This window comes from Streptomyces sp. NBC_00510 (assembly GCA_036013505.1).
Lineage (GTDB): Bacteria > Actinomycetota > Actinomycetes > Streptomycetales > Streptomycetaceae > Actinacidiphila.
In genome coordinates, this window is record CP107851.1 from 2,987,579 (window position 1) to 3,004,252 (window position 16,674).

Here is a 16,674-nt window from a genome sequence, read left to right on the forward strand (position 1 = left end):
TTTCCTGACACATGAGCCACGTGATGCTGTCCCCGAAGCCCACCGCCCTTGACGCGCGTTCCGCGGCGGGCCTCGTCCGGCAGTGGCGCAGAGCCGTGGAGCCGCAGGCGCTCGCCGCGGCGTACGACGCACTCGCCGCGGCAGGGCCGCTCGTGCCGACGCCGTGGGGCGCGCTCCTGGTCACGGGGTACGAGGAGTGCCGGCAGGTGCTGACCGGGCGGGAATGGCTCACCCTCGGGGCCCGGTGGCGCGACGCCCACCGCCCCGGGTGGCGGGAGAGCGCGAGCACGGTCGGGCTGTGCGAGACGCCCCTGCAGCAGGATCCGCCGGAGCACACCGCGCGCCGGCGTCCGCTCAACGCGGTGCTGGCCCCGCGGGTCGTGCGGGAGGCGGCGGAGCGGCTCGTGGAGCCGCTCACCGACCGCCATGTGCGGGAGTTCGCCGCGGCCGTGCGCCGTGACGGCGCCGCCGACGTCGTCGCCCGGGTCTGCCGGCCGCTGCCCACCGCGGTCCTGGCGGAGATGGCCGGGCTGCCGGAGTGGATCGACCGGGGGTGGCTCGCCGCCGAGAGCGCCGCCATGGTGCGCGTGGAGGAGCTCGCCGCGCCGCCCAGCGTCGTACGGCGGGCGGACGCCGCCGCGCTGTCCCTGCTCGACGCGTACGACCTCGCGCTGGCCGAACGCCGCAGGCACCCCACGGGGGACCTGCTGTCCCGGTGGGCCGCCGAGGACCCGGCGGGGGCCCGCTATCTGCTGCTGACGCTGTTCTCCGCGGGGGTGCCCACCACGGCCGCCCTGCTGGCCGGCGCGGCGCTGACGCTGGTCACCGACCCCGCGACCGCCGAAAGGATCCGCCAGGAGCCGGGGTTCGCGGGGCCGCTCACGGACGAGCTGCTGCGCTGGGACCCGCCGGGACGCGTGGTGACCCGCGTGGCGGACGCGGACACCGAGCTGGGCGGCCGCCCGGTGCCCGCCGGACGGGTCGTCCACGCGCTCATCGGCGCGGCGCACCGCGACCCGGCGCGCTTCCCCGCCCCGCACGTCTTCGACCCGGACCGGCCGGCGCGGCTGCTCGCCTTCGGCGGCGGCCTGCACTACTGCCTCGGGTCCCATCTGGCCCGCGCGCAGGCGCTCGCGTTCGCCCGGGCCTTCGCCCGCGAGCTGCCCGGCGCCCGGGCCGCCGCCCCGCCGGTGCGGCACGCCGGGCCGAGCATGGCCGACATCGCCCGGCTCACCATCCACTCGCCCCTCACCTAAGGGAGACCGAAGGCAAGTGACCGAAATCCAGGACGCCACCGACGCGTTCCGCAAGGACCTGTCGTCGTCGACCTTCGTGCGGGCCATGGTGGAGACGGGCGTCCGGCCCTTCTACCGCTCCCTGCACATGACGGGTGACGGGGAGGCCGTCGTCGAGGGGCGGGACGTCGTCATGGCGGGCTGCAACGACTACCTGGGCCTGTCCACGGACCCCCGGGTGACGGCGGCCGCGGCCGAGGCGCTGACCCGCTACGGCGCCTCCTGCTCCGGTGCGCGCACCCTCAACGGCACCCTCCCCCTCCACGGCGAACTGGAGGAGCGGATCGCGGACTTCCTGGGCACCGAGGCGGCCGCCGTGGTCACCACCGGCTTCCAGGCGAACCTCGCCGTGGCCGCCCTGCTCGGCCGCGGCGACATCGCCTTCAGCGACATGTCCAACCACGCCTCGCTGGTCGACGGCATCCGGCTCGGCGCGGCCCGCCGCGTCCTGTACCCGCACGCGGACACCGTGCGGCTGGACACGCTCCTGGAGCAGGCCACGGCCGCGGAACCGGCCGCGGGCAAGGTCGTCCTCACCGACGGGATGTTCTCCATGGACGGCGACCTGTGCCGGCTCCCCGCGCTGACGGAGCTCGCCGCCCGGCACGGCGCCCGCCTCGTCGTGGACGGCGCCCACGACATCGGGCTGCTCGGCCCTGCCGGGCGCGGTGTCGCGGACCACTTCGGCCTCATGGACCGGGTCGACCTGTTCACCGGGACCCTGTCCAAGTGCTTCGGCTCCACCGGGGGGTTCCTCGCCGGTCCCGCGCACGTCATCGACTACCTGCGCTACAGCGCGCGCTCCATCCTCTTCTCCGCCTCGATGCCGCCGGCCGCCCTCGCCGCCGGGATCGCCGCGCTCGGCATCGCCGCGGCCGAGCCCTGGCGGCGCCGGCGCGTGCTCGCCCTCGCGGAGGCGCTGCGGGCGGGGCTGCGCGCCCTCGGCTACGACACGGGTGACTCGGTCACCCCGGTCGTGCCCGTCCTCATCGGGGACGCGACCGTGTGCGCCCGGATGTGGCAGGCCCTGCTCGACGAGGGCGTGTTCACCAACGCGGTCGGTGCCCCCGCCGTCCCCGAGGGCCGCTGCGTCATCCGGGTGACCGTGCAGGCCACGCACTCCGACGCCCACCTGGAGCGGATCCTGGGCGCCTTCGCGGCCGCCGGCCGCCGGGTCGGCCTCGTCCCGGACCTGCCCGCGCAGGCGGTGGCCCGGTGAACGCCGTCACCGTCACCCCCGTCGAGGACCGCGCCGCCACGACGGCCTTCATCAGGCTGCCGTACGCGCTCTACCGCGACGAACCGCACTGGGTCGCGCCGCTGGAGCGCGAGGTGCGCGCCTTCCTCGACCCGCGCCGCAACCCCTTCTTCGAGACGGCCGAGGCGCGGCTCTTCCTCGCCCGCCGGGGGCGCCGGACCGTCGGCCGGATCGCGGCCGTCACCGACCCCCGCTTCCACGAGCGGCACGACTACAAGTGCGGTCACTTCGGGCTCTTCGAGTGCGCCGACGACCTGGAGGCCGCCGGGGCCCTCTTCGACGCGGCGGCCGACTGGCTGGCCGGGCGCGGGCTGACCCGGATGCTGGGCCCGCTCAGCTTCTCCGTCAACGACGAGTGCGGGCTGCTCGTGGACGGCTTCGACGGGCCGCCGAGCGTGGGCATCCCGTACAACCCGCCCTACTACGCGGACCTGCTGACCGGCTGCGGCTTCGGCAAGGCCAAGGACCTGCTGTCCTGGCTGGTGCCGATGCCCCCGGACGGCGAGCCGCCCGCCGCGATCGCCCGGGTCGCCGCGCGCACCCTGGCCGACCCGGCCGTGCGGGTGCGGCCGCTCGACCGGGACCGCTACGAGGCCGACATGGCCGTCATCAAGGACATCTACAACGACGCCTGGGCCGAGAACTACGCCTCCGTGCCGCTGACCGACGCCGAGTTCCTGCACATGGCCGCGCAGTTGAAGTCGGTCGTCCACCCGGAGCTGGTGCGGATCGCCGAGGTGGACGGCGAGCCGGCCGCCTTCACGCTGTGGGTGCCGGACGTGAACCAGGCGCTGCGCACCGCGCGGGGCAGGCTCACCACCTGGGGGCTGCCGGTCGGCATGCTGCGGATCAGCCGGGCCATGGGGCGCATCACCCGTGTCAGGGGCGGCACCTCGGGCGTGCGGAAGGAGCACCGCAGCCGCGGGCTGGTGGCGGTGCTGCTCGCCGACGCGCAGCGCGCCGCGTTCCGGCTCGGCTACACCGAGACCGACCTGTCCTGGATCCTGGAGGACAACCGCGGCTCCAACCGGCACGCGCAGGCCATGGGCGGGGTGCACTTCAGGACGCACCGGCTGTACGAGCGCGACGGCGGGGGCCTGCGGTGAGGTACCTCGTGACCGGCGCCACCGGCTTCATCGGCGGCCACCTCGTACGCCACCTCACCGCCCGCGGCCACGAGGTGACCGCGCTGGTGCGCGGCGGCCGCGACGTGCCCGGCGCCCGCAGCGTGCCCGGTGACCTGGCCACCGGGGAGGGGCTGGCCGTCGCACTGCGGGGCGTGGACCGGGTCGTCCACCTGGCAGGGGTCACCAAGGCCGGGGACCCCCGCGCCTACGCCGCCGTCAACGCCGCCGGCACACGGCGGCTGTGCGAGGCCGCCGCGGCGGCCGCCGTGCCGCCGCGCCTGGTGTACTGCTCGTCGCTGGCCGCCTCCGGCCCTGGGCGGCGGCGTCACGAGGACGCGCCGCCGGAGCCGGTCTCCGCGTACGGGCGCAGCAAGCTCGGCGGCGAGTGGGCGGTGCGGGACGCGGCGGACCGGCTGCCGGCCGTCGTGGTCCGGCCGCCGATCGTCTACGGCCCCGGCGACCCCGAGTTCCTGCCGCGGCTGGTGGCGGCGGTGCGTACGGGCCTGCTGCCCGCGGTCGGCCGGCCCGGGCCGCGGCACTACTCGCTGATCCACGTCGACGACCTGTGCAGGGCGCTGATCACCGCCGCCGACCCCGGCACGACGGACGTGGGCACGTACCACGTCTGCGACGGCACCGAGCACCGCTGGGAGGACATCGGCGCCGCCGTGGCGGCCGCGCTCGGACGCCGGGCGCCGCGGGTGGTGCACATCCCCGGGCCGCTGGCGATGGCCGCGGCCCGGCTGTTCGGCAGCTCGTCGGCGCTCAACCCCGACAAGGTCGCCGAGGCGCTGCATCCCGCGTGGACCTGCGCCCCCGGCGGCCGCCTCCCGTACCGGCCCGCCGTCACGCTGCCCGAGGGGCTGCGCGGCGCCCTGAAGCGCTGACCGCCCCGACAGGAACCCCACCAGGAACCCCGCCAGGAAGGGGGAGCACCCGCATGCGCCGCCGACTGTCCCCGTACGAACGCGTCATCTGGGCCGCGGGCGAGCGGCTCCCCGTCAACATCGCCGCCGTGGCCCGGGTCGAGGGCCGCACCACGCCCGGGCGCGTGCGCGCGGCCGTGGCGTCCGTGCGCCGCCGCCACCCCCTGCTCGGCGTCCGCATCGCCGACCCGGGGCCGTGGCAGGGGCGGCTCACCACGGCCGGGGTACCGGACCCGGGGGTGCGGGTGGTCCCGGACGCCGGTGCGGGTGCCTGGTCCCGCGTGGTGGAGGAGGAGCTCCAGCGGCCCTTCGACACCCGTACGGGTCCCCTCGCCCGCTTCGTGCTCGTCGACGCGGGCGAGTGCTTCGACCTCGTCACCGTCTACCACCACCTGGTGGCCGACGCCGTCTCCGCGGGCGTCGTCATGCGCGACCTGCTGACCCACCTCGGGGGGCCGGATCCGGCGTGCACGCCCCTGCCCGGCCCGGCGCAGCCGCCCGGCGCACACCGGGAGGCCGCGGCGGACGCGGGCCCGATGCCGGTGCCGGTGCCGGTGCCGGTGCTGGCGGCACCCGCGGACGAGCTGATCCCCGGCCCCCGCGCCCACCCCGGGGACCTGCTGAAGACCGCCCGCGCCCTGGGCGGGCCCGTCCGGCCGCCGTACCCCCCGGACGGGCGGCTCGCCTACCGCGCGTGGTCACTGGAGCGCGAGGAGACGGAGCTGCTGCTCAAGCGGTGCCGGGCGCAGGGCGCGACGCTGCAGGCCGCCCTGTGCGCGGCCTTCGCGCGGGCCGCCGCGCCCGGCCGCCCGGCGCGCATCGCGGTGGCGGCGGACCTGCGCCGGGTGCTCGAACCGTCGCCCGGTGAGGCCATGGGCCTGTACGCGGCGAGCTTCGTCGTCCCCGTGGACGGCGGCACCGACGACCTGTGGGCGGCCGCGCGCGACGCGCGGGCCGGGATCCACGCCCGGCTCACCCCGGAGGAGCTGCGGCCGCTCGTGCGCGTCTTCCGGCTGACCTCGTTCCTGCCGCACCGCGCCGTCGGCGCCCTCCTGCGGCGCGGCGAGACCCGCGGCCCCCGGTTCGACGTGTCGGTGAGCAACACGCGCCTCGACCTTCCCGGGACGTACGGACCGCTGCGGCTGGCCGCCGTCCACGGGGCCGCGCACACCAGCCTGTCCGGGGCGCCGCTGGTGATCGTGGTGGGGCTGGGCGGGCGGCTGTTCCTCAGCGTGACGTCCACGGCGGGCGAGGAGGCCGCCGACCTGTGCCGGCGCGCCATGGAGCACCTCCTGTCCGCCGAGTGAGGTTCGCTGACGGATAGCGGCGGGCTCAGCGGGTATCGGAAGGACGTGGCACGCACCGTGGGAGTGGAAGAAGAGCTTCTCCTGGTGGACGCGCGGTCCGGGGAACCGCGCGCGGTGGCCGACGCGGTGCTGGACGGCGGCCCCTGGCCCCGGGAACTGGTGGCCGAGCTGCAGCAACAGCAGCTCGAACTGAACAGCTCCCCCTGCGTCACCCTGGACCAGCTGCGGGAGGAGCTGCGCGCCTGGCGCTGCCGGGCGGCCGGGCTCGCCCGCTCGGAGGGCGTCGCGGTGGCGGCGCTGGGGACCTCCCCGATGGCGGTGCCGCCCCGGCTCACCCCCAGGGGCCGCTACCGCAGGATGGCCCAGTCCTTCGGCCTCACCGCGCAGGAGACCCTGACCTGCGGCTGCCACGTCCACGTGGGGGTGGAGTCGGACGAGGAGGGCGTGGCCGTCGTCGACCGCATCCGCCCCTGGCTGCCGCCTTTGCTCGCGCTCAGCTCCAATTCGCCGCTCTGGCAGGGCGCCGACACGGGGTACGCGAGCTACCGCTACCAGGTCTTCGGCCGCTGGCCCACCGCCGGGCCGACCCGCGGCTTCGGCTCCGCCGAGGGGTACCGCGCCGCGGTGTCGCGCCTGCTGGCCTCGGGGATCCTGATCGACCAGGGCATGCTCTACTTCGACGCCCGGCTGTCGGCGAAGTTCCCCACGGTGGAGGTGCGCGTCTGCGACGTGTGCCCGGAGTACCAGGACGCGGTGGTGCTGGCCGCGCTGGTGCGCGGCCTGGTCGAGACCGCCGCCCGCGAGTGGGCCGACGGGTGCCCCGCGCCCGGCGACGACGTGTCCCTGCTCCGGCTCGCCTCGTGGCGGGCCAGCCGCTCCGGGCTGGACGGCGCCCTGCTCGATCCGCGCACCTTCCGTCCGGCGAGCGCGCACGACGTCGTCGAGTCCCTGGTCGCCCACGTCGAGGGCGCGCTGAAGGACGCGGGCGACCTGTACACCGTCCGGGCCGGCGTGGACCGCCTGACCTCCCAGGGCTCCGGTGCCCGCCGGCAGCGCCAGGTGTACGCGCGCGGCGGCCCCGCCGCGGTCCTGCGGGACGCGGTGCTCCGCACCGCGGCGTGATCACGCACCGGCAAGCGCACCACGCGGGCGGATCGCCGCGGACTCAGGAGTGGGGCATCGACTCCACCCATTGGGCCCGCCAGGCGGGCGGGGCGAAGGTGTCCGCGAAGTACTGGGTCTCGTGCGCGACCTTGCCGTCGCGGAATTCCATGATGCTGATGGTCGGTGTCGGTTTCCCGTCGTAGGCGATCACGTACTCGGTGATCCAAAGATCCCCACTGCCGAGAATCCGGCGGACGGTGAAGTCGAGCTTGGCGGGTGGCCCGAGCGCAGCGCCTGGAGATTGCGGCGGCCGTGGATGCGCTCACCGGACTGGGGATAGTCCGTGATCACGTCGTCGTGATAGATCTCGTGCTCGATGTCCTGGTCCCCGGCGGCAGAGGCTGCCCAGTGCCGGTCCAGCGCCTCTCGGATACCGCGGTCTTCCATCGCGCCCCTCCGGTTGCGGAATCGTCGGATGATCCGTGGACGGCCTCGACGAGGCCCCGAGGGCCGCCACAAGGTTGCGGGCTCTGCACCGATCGTAAGCGGCCAACGGCGCGGGTTCTCATCAGCCCGGAAGTCCTGCTCCTCCGTACCGCGGAGTGAGCGGTCGGTCACGGGTGGCGCGCTATCCTGCCGCGACGCCGGCAACGGGGATCGGGGGCGGCTGATGACGGACGCGCGCGCGGCCGTGGACCGCATGCTGAGGCGCTTCGCGCTGGCGGAGCCGCCGGGCACCGGCCGCCTCGTCGACGGCGCCGGACCGGCGCCCGGGAGCCTGCTGCGGGCGGCGGAGGACCTGTTGCGGGAGTCATGGCGGGGCGAGGACGGCCGGGCCCCGGCCGCCGCCGCCCTCGCGCTGATCGTGCTGGGCCTGGACACGGCGCCCCGCGACGATCCGCTGCGCGCCCGGCTCGTCCTGCACCTGCAACTGGCCGACCGCACCCTGGCGCACCTGCACGGCGACTTCCGCACCGCGCCCGAGGTCCGCCACCACCTGGGGGCGCAGACCCAGCACCGCTCGCCCGACGACCTCGTGGCCGTCGCCGCCCGCTACCCGTCCGGCCCCGCCCAGCAACCGTTCCGGCCCGCGGACCCCGTGGAGGGCGGGGCGGCCGCGCTGCTGGCCACGCTGCCTCCGGACGACCTGTGCCGCCCCGGGCTGCTCGCCCGGCTCGCGCACTCCGCGCTGATCCGCTACGAGTGCGGGGCCACGGACGAGTTGCCGGCGCTGTGGGCGCGTGCCCGGGAGGCCTTCGCCGCGGTCACCACCGGGCACGTCGACGCCCCGGACGCGGGCCGGGTGGCGGTGCTCGCCGGGATCGCCTGGGTCCGGGCCCACCCGCGGGACCGGGAGGCGGTGGACGTCGCCGTGCGGGGCGGGCGGCTGGCGCTGGCCGCGGCGAGCGGGCGCACCATGGGCGGGCTCCGGGACCGGCACGAGATGCGCAGCGTCCACTTCGCGCTGGCGGCGGCGCTGATGTGCACGCTGCCCTGGGCGCCGGCCCGCGCGACGATCGACGAGGCGATGGGCCACCTGGAGGCGTACCGGGCCGAGGGCCTGCCGGACGACAACGGGACCTACGAGGTGAACCTGGCCTCGCTGCTGGCCGCCCGCGCGGTCGTCGACTGGGAGGCCGCGGACGCCGCCGAGGCCGAGCGGATGCTGCGCGCGCTCGTGGAGCGGCTGCCACCGGGCCATCCGCTGCTGCCGCACGTCGCCGAGAAGGCCGCCGCGGTGGGCGAACTCCGCGGCAGGATGCGGCTCGTACCGCGGGCCCTCGGCGCGGTGGCGACCCGGTTCCTGCCGATGATGGTGCGGTTCGCGCCCGCGCTGCCGCCGGTGCAGCTGCGGTCGGCCCTGCCGCCGGACGGCTTCCGCACCGACCCCGTCACCCCCGCCCCTGCCCCCGCCCCCGCCCCGGAGCCCGGACCGGAACCGGGCGTGAGTGGGGGCACGGGCAACGGCAACGGCGATGGCGATGGCGATGGCGCAGCCGACGACCTGTACGCGCGCTTCACCTCCGCCTTCCCCGTCCCGCCCGACATGCGGCCCCTGCTGGACGCCCTGGCCAAGGGCCCCGGCACGCCCCAGGGCATGGATCCCGCCTTCGTCGCCGACGCCGAGCGGAGGTTGCGCGAGGCGCTGGAGCGGACGGAGGCCGGCAGCACCGAACGCGCGTGGACGGCAGGCCTGTTGATGGCGGTCATCGGGATGCGCTACATGGCCGACCAGGACGCCGCCGTGATCGAGGAGGCGGCCGCGCTCGGCGACCGCGTCCTGGCCGAACTCCCCCACGGCTCCGGGGAGCACGTCCGCCTGGTCCTCGCCTCGGCGCCGTGGCAGCACATGCGGGCGGTGCTCGCCATGGACACCGGCGCCCTGCGCGCCTGCTGCCGGGAGCTGCGCGCGGCGCTCGACCTTCTGCCCGGGGACGCGCCCGAGCGCACCGCCGGGGAGGTCGAGTACGCCAACGCGCTCACCAACCTCGCCGGGCTCACCCAGGACCCCGTCCTGGCCGCCGAGGCGCGCCGCAGGATCGCCGACGCCTCACGGCGCGTGGAACGGACCCCGGGCCTGACGGACCTGCTGGGCGGGATGGTGACCTCGTACGGCCACTGGGCGGACTACACCGACGCCACGGTCCGCGGGGACCAGCGGGCGGCGCGGGCGGCCGAGGTCGCGTTCGTGGCGTCGCCCGCGGGCGAGATGCCGGCGCTGCGGTTCGAAGTGGCGCGCATCGCGATGGCCGACGCCCTGGAGCACCACGACTGGGCGGCCGCGGCCGACGCGGCGGCACGGGCCCTGGAGACCCTGCCGTCGCTGGCCTCGCGGGCCCTGGCGCGGGAGGACCGCCGGGCCTCCGTCGGCGGGGCGCTGCTCGGCCGCCGCTACCCCATGGCGCACCTGGGGGTGGACGGCGCCGACCCGTCGGGGGCGGGCCGGCCCGATCCCCTGACCGGTACGAGCCTCGGCCGCACCGGCTGCGCCGCGGCGCTCGCCGCCGGGCGCCCCGCGCAGGCGCTGGCGCTGCTGGAGCGGGGCCGGGCCGTCCTGATGGGCCAGGACCTGGAAGCCCGCGCCGATCTGACCGCCCTGTCCGCGGCGCACCCCTTGCTGGCCCGGGAGTTCGCCGGGCTCGGGGGACGCCTGCGGCGGGCCGAGGCGGGCGAGGACTTCATGGAACGGCACGTGCCGGCCGCCGAGTGGGAGGCGCTGCTGATGCGCGTCCGCGGCAAGCCGGGCTTCGAGCGGTTCCTGATGCCGCCCACGGAACGGGAGATGCGCGCCGTGGCGGCGCAGGGACCGGTCGTCGCGGTCAACGTGGACCGGCTCCGGTGCGACGCGCTCGTCGTCACGCAGGAGCGCATCTTCTCCGTTCCGCTGCGTGAGCTGACGGAGGGGCAGCTGGCCCTGCGGACGCAGGAGTTCCTCGGCGCGGTGAGCCTGCCGCGGACCGCGCCCGACGAGGAGCACGACCGCGCCCGCGAACTCGTGCTGGACACCCTCGCCTGGCTCTGGCGCACGGTGGCCGAGCCGGTGCTCACCGCCCTCGGCCTCACCCGGCCGCTCCCCGCGGACGCCCCCGCGTCGGCCGCGCCGCGGCTGTGGTGGTCGGCCTCGGGACCGCTGGCGTACCTGCCGCTGCACGCAGCCGGACTGCAACGGGCGCACCAACTGCGTGACGGACGCACCGTCCTGGACCGGGTGGCCTCCTCCTACACCCCCACCCTGCGCGCCCTGCGGCACGCCCGGCAGGTCTCCTCCGGCCGCACCGGCGGACGGCTGCTCGCCGTCGGCCGGCCCACCGGCACGGCGGGCTCGGCGGGCGCCTCGGCCCGTGAGGTCGCCGCGATCGCGGACGCGCTCGGCGGCGTACGCGCCGTCGAGGGCGAGGCGGCCACGCCGGAACGGGTCCTGTCGGCCCTGCGCACGGCCCGCTGGGTGCACTTCGCCTGCCACGGCGTCAGCGACCCGCAGGACCCGTCCGCCAGCCACCTGCTCCTGCACGGCGGGCCGCTCAGCGCCGCGGACGTCTCCCGGCAGGAACTGCTCTACGCCGAACTGGCGGTGCTGCTCGCCTGCCACACCGCGCACACCGGGCAGCTGCCGGACGAGGCCGTCCACCTCGCCTCCGCCTTCCAGACCGCCGGCTACCCCCAGGTCGTCGGCGCCCTCTGGGAGGCCGACGACGCGGTCTGCGCGCTCCTGGCCGCCCGCCTGTACGCCGCCCTCCGCGGTCCGGCGCCCGGCGCCGTCGCCCCCGCGGACGCGGGCCGCGCCCTCAACCACGTCATCCGCGCCCTGCGCACCCGTTACGCCCGCTCCCCGGCGGCCTGGGCGCCCTTCGTCCACATCGGCCGCTGAGCCCCCGCGACGGGACGTCAGGCGCCGCCCAGCAGTCCGGCCAGGTCCGGGTGCGCGCGGTCCGGGTCGACGGTGGTGACGGTGTACGCGGCGACCCCCGAGGTCACCAGGGGGTCCTCCGCCGCGATCCGCTCGATCCTCCGGCGGTCCGTCCCCCGGGCGACGATCACGCCGCCCTCGGACGAGGGCACCGTCTGCCCGGAGAGCAGGAACGTGCCGGCGCGATGGTGGTGTTCCAGGAACGCGACGTGGGCGGTGACGAAAGGCGCGGCGTCTGCTTCCGATCCGGTGTACGTCAGGAACAGCAGGTGCAGCATGCTCGTCCGATCTCGTGGCGGGCCGGGCGGCCCGCACATCATGGCAGCGCCCGCTCCCGCGGGGTCACCTTCGGCGGCGCAGCACCAGGTCGAGCTCCCGCCAGGTCGCCGGGGCGACGGGCCCCGGCGGGACGGGGATCCCCACCGCGCGGGCGACGGAGCGCAGGCGCAGGTCCACGACGGCGTCGGCGAGGTCCGCCAGGGCGAAGAGCCGTTCGCGGCCGAGCCACCAGGCGGCGGACACGAGCACGGCGCCGACGACGAGCGCGGGCCACCACGCGGTGACGCAGGCCAGCGCCGCGTACAGCAGGCCCCACCCGCACAGCCGGGTGGACGCCTCGAAGGCACCGGCCGCCGTGCGGATCTCCCCGCGGTCGGCCTCCGTGGCCGCCAGCCACAGGCGCGGCCAGACCGCCGTGAAGGGCACCGCGTAGTACGCGCCGACGCGGTGCTCCAGGGCGTGCATCCGGTCGCCCATGCGGGTGGGCCGGGCCGGGGGCAGGGGCGCGATCCGGTCGCGGCGTGCCTCGGCCGCGCGGGCGGCGGCCAGTTCGGCCTCGTCGCCGTCGCGTTCGTGGTTCCGCAGGTGGGCCGCGACGTCCGCGTCGGCGCGTTCGCGGCGGGCGCGGCGCCGGCGCACGAGCCATTCCCCCGATCCTCCCGGCCAGCGCCCGAGCCAGAGCACCTGGACGGCGCGGGCCAGGAGTTGCACCGCCAGGCCCGGTACGACGGCGAGCAGCAGCACGGCCACCAGGGCCAGGAAGAGCGCGGCGCCGCCGTGGGCGTCGGTCCAGTCCGCGTAGCGCTCGACCTCGCGCAGCAGGCGGCCCGCGTCGAACGGCCCTCGTCCGCCGAGCACATGGGCGGCCCAGGCGGTGCCCAGGAAGAGCGATCCGGGCAGCGCGAGCAGGGACACCCAGCGCTCGGCGAGCTTCCCGCCGATCTCGTCCAGCAGACCCGCCACCGCGCTAGTACCCGCCTTCCGGGCCGCTGCGGCCCCGCGCCGTCCGGTGGGCGCATCCGCCGCGTCGCCCGTAAGGACCGGCCACCCGTGCCGGCTGCTTCCTCCACCGTGGGGCTGCGCGCACCGGACGCTCCTCCTTCACCCGCAGGAACCGGGACGACAGGGCTAGTACCAGACGGGCCGCAGTTCGGCGTCGAACATCGCGCAGCGCGGGGCGGTGACGGATGCCGTCGGGTCCTCGCTTCGGGCGCAGACGCCGCGCGGGCAGCGGTGGCGCAGGAGGCCGCCGCCCCCGCCGGTCATGCCGGGCACCTGGGCGTAACCACCCGCGACTTTGCGGGAGTCGAAGACCCGTACGCCGAGCCGGTGCCCGAGGTCGGTGACCACCTCCATGTCGCCGGCGCCCTGCCGTACGGTCTCGGCGACGGCCTCGAGCTCGGCCGCGTCGGCCGGGTCGCCACTCGCGGCGCGCCGCAGCCGCGGCAGCATCTCGCAGAAGGCCATGACGTCGTCCTCGGTCACCGGCCCAGCCTACTGATCTGCGATCATTGCCGTATGGCGTTCACCGAAGAGCTCGCCCGGGCCGTGCTCGCGGCGGACGGGCAGCACGGCGCGAAGCTGATCGCGCTCGGCGAGAACGCGGTGTTCGAACTCGCGGACGGCGTGACCGTCGCGAAGGTCGGCCGCGGTCCCGAACTGCTGGACCGGGCCGCCCGCGAGGTGCGCACGGCGTCCTGGCTGGCCGCGCACGGCGTTCCCGCGGTACGGGCGGCGGCGCCGGAGGCCCGGCTGGTCGAGGGGCACCCGGTCACGTACTGGGAGCGGCTGCCGGACGTTGTACGGCCCGCGGAACCCGCCGACCTCGCCGCGCTGCTGCGGCTCGTGCACGCCCTGCCCGAGCCGGACTTCGCCCTGCCGCGCCGTGACCTGCTGGACGGGGTGGAGCGGTGGCTGCGGCTGGCCGGGCCGGCGGTCGACCCCGCGGACGCGGCGTACCTGCGCGAGCGCCGGGACGGTTTCGCCGCCGCGGCGGCCGCGCTGACCCCGCACCTGCCCGCGGGGCCGATCCACGGCGACGCGCTGCCGCGCAACGTGCACGTCGGCCCGGACGGTCCGGTCCTGGTGGACCTGGAGACCTTCTCCGCCGATCTGCGCGAGCACGACCTGGTCGTCATGGCGCTCAGCCGGGACCGCTACGGCCTCGGTACGGACGCCTACGACGCCTTCACGGCCGCCTACGGCTGGGACGTGCGCGAGTGGGACGGCTGCGCGGTGCTGCGCGGGGCGCGGGAGACGGCGAGCTGTGCCTGGGTGGCGCAGCACGCGCCGGGCAACCCGGCGGCGCTCACGGAGTTCCGCCGGCGGGTGGCCTCGTTGCGGGGCGGCGATCCGGCCGTGCGCTGGTACGCCTTCTGACCCTTCCCGCCTCGCCGTCCGGCTCGGGCTGCGAGGATGGGCACCCCTCCGGCCTGGGCGGTGTCCATGTCAGATTCCTCGATCGTCCGTCGTGTCCTCGCCGACCGTGCCTTCGCGGAGGTCGGTGAACCGCGCGTCGCCGTCGCGGACGAGCGGCTGGGGCGCCTGGTCGTGGGCGGCGACATGGGGTGGATCTCCTGGCCGCAGTCGGGGCGGGCGGGGATCGACCGCTGGCCCCGGTACCGCGTCGGCGTCTACGACGCGCAGGACCTGCGCTGCCGGCACGTGTACGACTGCCCGTGGCCGGTGAACTCCGTCGCCTTCCATCCGACCCTCCCGCTGGTGGCCGTGGGCGTGGGCCGCTACGACGGCAGCTGGGACTTCGAGGGCCAGTTGCTGCTGATGGACCTGGAGTCGGGCGACGTGCGGCCGGTCCTGGACGGCGGCCGCGAGGTGACCTCCGTCCGGTGGCTGGACGGGCGGCGGCTGCGGCTGGTCGTCACCCCCGAGGACAAGGACCACGAGTACGCCTTCAGCCACGGCTTCGAGTCCGTCCTGGAACGCGAGGACTGGCGGGCGGTGCCCGCCCGCTCCGTCGGGTACCGCGAGGTGATGGGCCCTCGGGTGCCGTACGCGTACCCCGCGGGCGGCGACGCCCGCGACCTGCTGACGGAGCGCGGCACCGCCCTGGGGACGGCGTGGGAGCCGCGCCGTCAGGTGCGGGCCGTCGAGGTGCTCGCCGACGGCCGGGTGCTGGCGACGGCCGAGGGCGCGCTGCTGGAGTGCCGGCTGCCGTCGGGGGAGCTCCAGTGGTCGGTGCCCGACCCGGACGGCGGGCAGCAGATCCACGTGGCCGCCGACCAGCGCTCGGCCTGGGTCAACGTCCGGCACACCCTGCGCCCGTCGGGGCAGGGGTGGCAGCGGTCCGGCACGCTGGTGCAGCGGGTGTCCCTGGCGGACGGGCGGTTGCTGGAGGCCTTCGAGCCCGGTCACGCCGTGACGTTCACCGGCAGCCGTGACGGCCGGCTCGCCGTCCGGCAGGGAGGGCCGGATCAGGGGGGCGGCGAGACCCGGCTGCTGGCCCCCGACGGCACCGAGGCGGCGCGCTTCACGCTGACGGCGAGCGACTTCCGTCTGCGGCGCGGCGCCGAACTGCTCTTCGTGCGGGACCTCCACGGTGTGCCGCGGGGCCGGGCGTGGGTCGGCGCGCTCGACGGCGGCGCAGCGGACGGCGAGCCGGAGCTGCGCAGGCTCTTCCCCCTCGACTGGGAACCCGGGCGCGGCTCCCATCTCTTCCCCGGACCGGCCGTACGGCTGGACGGCGACGCGCTGGTCCAGGCCGCCGTGGTCCAGACCGCCGTGGTCCGGGACGCAGGGGCGGCGCCGGCACGGAACGCCTTCGTGGTGCGGCGTCGGCTCCCGGACGGCGCCCCGGAGTGGGTGTTCGCCGCCGACGAGCCGGTCACGGCCCTGGACGCCGACGAGGACACCGTCTACGCCGCGCACCGGTCCGGGGAGGTCGTGGCGCTCGACGCGCGCACCGGCAGTCCGCGCCGGCGGCACCGGCTGCGCGTCGACGGTCAGGCGGTCGTGCCCCTGTCCCTCGTGGCGGCCGGTGCCGGCAGGTTCCTGGTCGGCACCGTGGACGGGCGGATCCTCGACTGCGCCCCGGTCGCGCCGGGCCCCGAGGTCACCTCGGCCGGGGGATGACCGGCCAGGCCTGCTCGACGACGGCCGCCGGGTCGGCGGTGCGCCGCAGGTACGCCTGGAGGGAGGCCGACTGCTCGGCCGCCGCCCGGACCTGAAGGGCGTGCAGGTCCGCCAGCGGCATCAGGCCGACGGGCTCGTGCCGCTCCCCCATGCGGCGCACCACGCGGGCCGCGGCCACCGCGTCGGCCCGCGCGTCGTGGGCGCCCTCCAGTTGCACGCCGTAGTGGGCGCACAGCGCCTGCAGCGCCCGTCTGCCCTTGCGGTACTTGTCGACGTGCTTGTCGATGACCAGCGGGTCGATGACCGGCGAGGGCACGCTGCCCAGCCGTTCGCTCACCGACGCGACGCCGTGCCGCCGGCACTCGCGGTCCAGCAAGGACAGGTCGTAGCGCGCGTTCATCACCACCAGAGGTGTGCCCGAGCGCAGCACCTCGGCCACGGTGCGGGCGATCTCCTCCACCGCCGCACCGGCCGGGGCGCCGTGCGCGCGGGCGTGGGCGGTCGAGATGCCGTGGATCGCGGAGGCCTGCTCGGGTATGGCCACGCCCGGGTCGAGCAGCCAGCTCCACTCCCGCGAGACGGCCCCGTCGGCCTCCAGCCGTACGACGGCGGCGGTGACGATGTGGTCGGTCTCGACGTCGGTGCCGGTGGTCTCCAGGTCGAACGCGACCAGCGCGTCGCTGATCCAGCTCATCGCGCGCCCCCCGTGACCACGGCGCTCACCGCGCCGCGCGGGCGGTCGCCCGCGGTCCTCCCCCGTCCGGAGCCGGCCCGCCATGCCCGGCGTCGTCCCATGCCCATGTGGCGTACGTCCTTCCCGCAGTTCCCCCGTGTGCCGCTCCATCATCCCGCGCGCCACTGACACTCCTGCGGCCGGGCTG

At 76.5% G+C, this 16,674-nt stretch carries 14 protein-coding genes; 9 read left to right on the top strand and 5 right to left on the bottom strand.

Annotated elements, in window-relative coordinates; translation table 11 throughout:
- Positions 1 to 11: 11 nt before the first annotated feature.
- The 6 genes from OG937_13190 to OG937_13215 are packed head-to-tail and all read left to right on the top strand — an operon-like array spanning position 12 to position 7,035.
- Positions 12 to 1,256 (top strand): cytochrome P450, encoded by a 1,245-nt coding sequence (locus tag OG937_13190; GenBank protein WUD72572.1) that lies wholly within the window; start codon positions 12 to 14, stop codon positions 1,254 to 1,256.
- A 16-nt stretch (positions 1,257 to 1,272) separates the two neighbouring features.
- Positions 1,273 to 2,514: an aminotransferase class I/II-fold pyridoxal phosphate-dependent enzyme gene (locus OG937_13195; protein ID WUD72573.1), complete on the top strand. Its 1,242-nt coding sequence runs from the start codon at positions 1,273 to 1,275 to the stop codon at positions 2,512 to 2,514.
- Positions 2,511 to 3,659, top strand: a complete 1,149-nt coding sequence (locus tag OG937_13200; protein WUD72574.1) for an N-acetyltransferase — start codon at positions 2,511 to 2,513, stop codon at positions 3,657 to 3,659. The genes OG937_13195 and OG937_13200 overlap by 4 nt, the downstream gene beginning before the upstream one ends.
- Positions 3,656 to 4,567, top strand: a complete 912-nt coding sequence (locus tag OG937_13205; protein ID WUD72575.1) for an NAD-dependent epimerase/dehydratase family protein — start codon at positions 3,656 to 3,658, stop codon at positions 4,565 to 4,567. The genes OG937_13200 and OG937_13205 overlap by 4 nt, the downstream gene beginning before the upstream one ends.
- A gap of 53 nt (positions 4,568 to 4,620) precedes the next feature.
- Entirely contained in the window at positions 4,621 to 5,913 is a 1,293-nt protein-coding gene (locus OG937_13210; GenBank protein WUD72576.1) for a condensation domain-containing protein, read from the top strand.
- 45 nt (positions 5,914 to 5,958) lie between these two features.
- Positions 5,959 to 7,035, top strand: a complete 1,077-nt coding sequence (locus OG937_13215) for a glutamate--cysteine ligase (protein ID WUD72577.1) — start codon at positions 5,959 to 5,961, stop codon at positions 7,033 to 7,035.
- Positions 7,036 to 7,224: 189 nt separating this feature from the next.
- On the opposite strand, the gene OG937_13220 is transcribed toward OG937_13215, so the two are convergent.
- Positions 7,225 to 7,464: a hypothetical protein gene (locus OG937_13220; GenBank protein WUD72578.1), complete on the bottom strand. Its 240-nt coding sequence runs from the start codon at positions 7,462 to 7,464 to the stop codon at positions 7,225 to 7,227.
- Between the two features lie 223 nt (positions 7,465 to 7,687).
- Between OG937_13220 and OG937_13225 the strand changes: the two genes are divergently transcribed.
- The gene (locus tag OG937_13225) at positions 7,688 to 11,386 is read left to right on the top strand and encodes a CHAT domain-containing protein (protein ID WUD72579.1); all 3,699 of its coding nucleotides are present in this window, start codon (positions 7,688 to 7,690) and stop codon (positions 11,384 to 11,386) included.
- 17 nt (positions 11,387 to 11,403) lie between these two features.
- On the opposite strand, the gene OG937_13230 is transcribed toward OG937_13225, so the two are convergent.
- The 3 genes from OG937_13230 to OG937_13240 form a co-directional block, all read right to left on the bottom strand.
- Positions 11,404 to 11,703, bottom strand: coding sequence for a YciI family protein (locus OG937_13230; protein WUD72580.1), 300 nt, complete (start codon positions 11,701 to 11,703; stop codon positions 11,404 to 11,406).
- A 64-nt stretch (positions 11,704 to 11,767) separates the two neighbouring features.
- A complete protein-coding gene (locus tag OG937_13235) occupies positions 11,768 to 12,667 on the bottom strand; it encodes a hypothetical protein (protein WUD72581.1) in 900 nt (299 codons plus the stop codon).
- 165 nt (positions 12,668 to 12,832) lie between these two features.
- Complete coding sequence (locus OG937_13240; GenBank protein ID WUD72582.1) at positions 12,833 to 13,189, bottom strand: hypothetical protein; 357 nt, start codon at positions 13,187 to 13,189, stop codon at positions 12,833 to 12,835.
- 33 nt (positions 13,190 to 13,222) lie between these two features.
- On the opposite strand from OG937_13240, the gene OG937_13245 reads away from it, so the two are divergent.
- Positions 13,223 to 14,083, top strand: a complete 861-nt coding sequence (locus OG937_13245) for an aminoglycoside phosphotransferase family protein (GenBank protein WUD72583.1) — start codon at positions 13,223 to 13,225, stop codon at positions 14,081 to 14,083.
- Between the two features lie 66 nt (positions 14,084 to 14,149).
- Complete coding sequence (locus OG937_13250) at positions 14,150 to 15,793, top strand: hypothetical protein (GenBank protein WUD72584.1); 1,644 nt, start codon at positions 14,150 to 14,152, stop codon at positions 15,791 to 15,793.
- On the opposite strand, the gene OG937_13255 is transcribed toward OG937_13250, so the two are convergent.
- Positions 15,774 to 16,487, bottom strand: coding sequence for a 3'-5' exonuclease (locus tag OG937_13255; GenBank protein WUD72585.1), 714 nt, complete (start codon positions 16,485 to 16,487; stop codon positions 15,774 to 15,776). The genes OG937_13250 and OG937_13255 overlap by 20 nt on opposite strands.
- Positions 16,488 to 16,674: the final 187 nt, after the last annotated feature.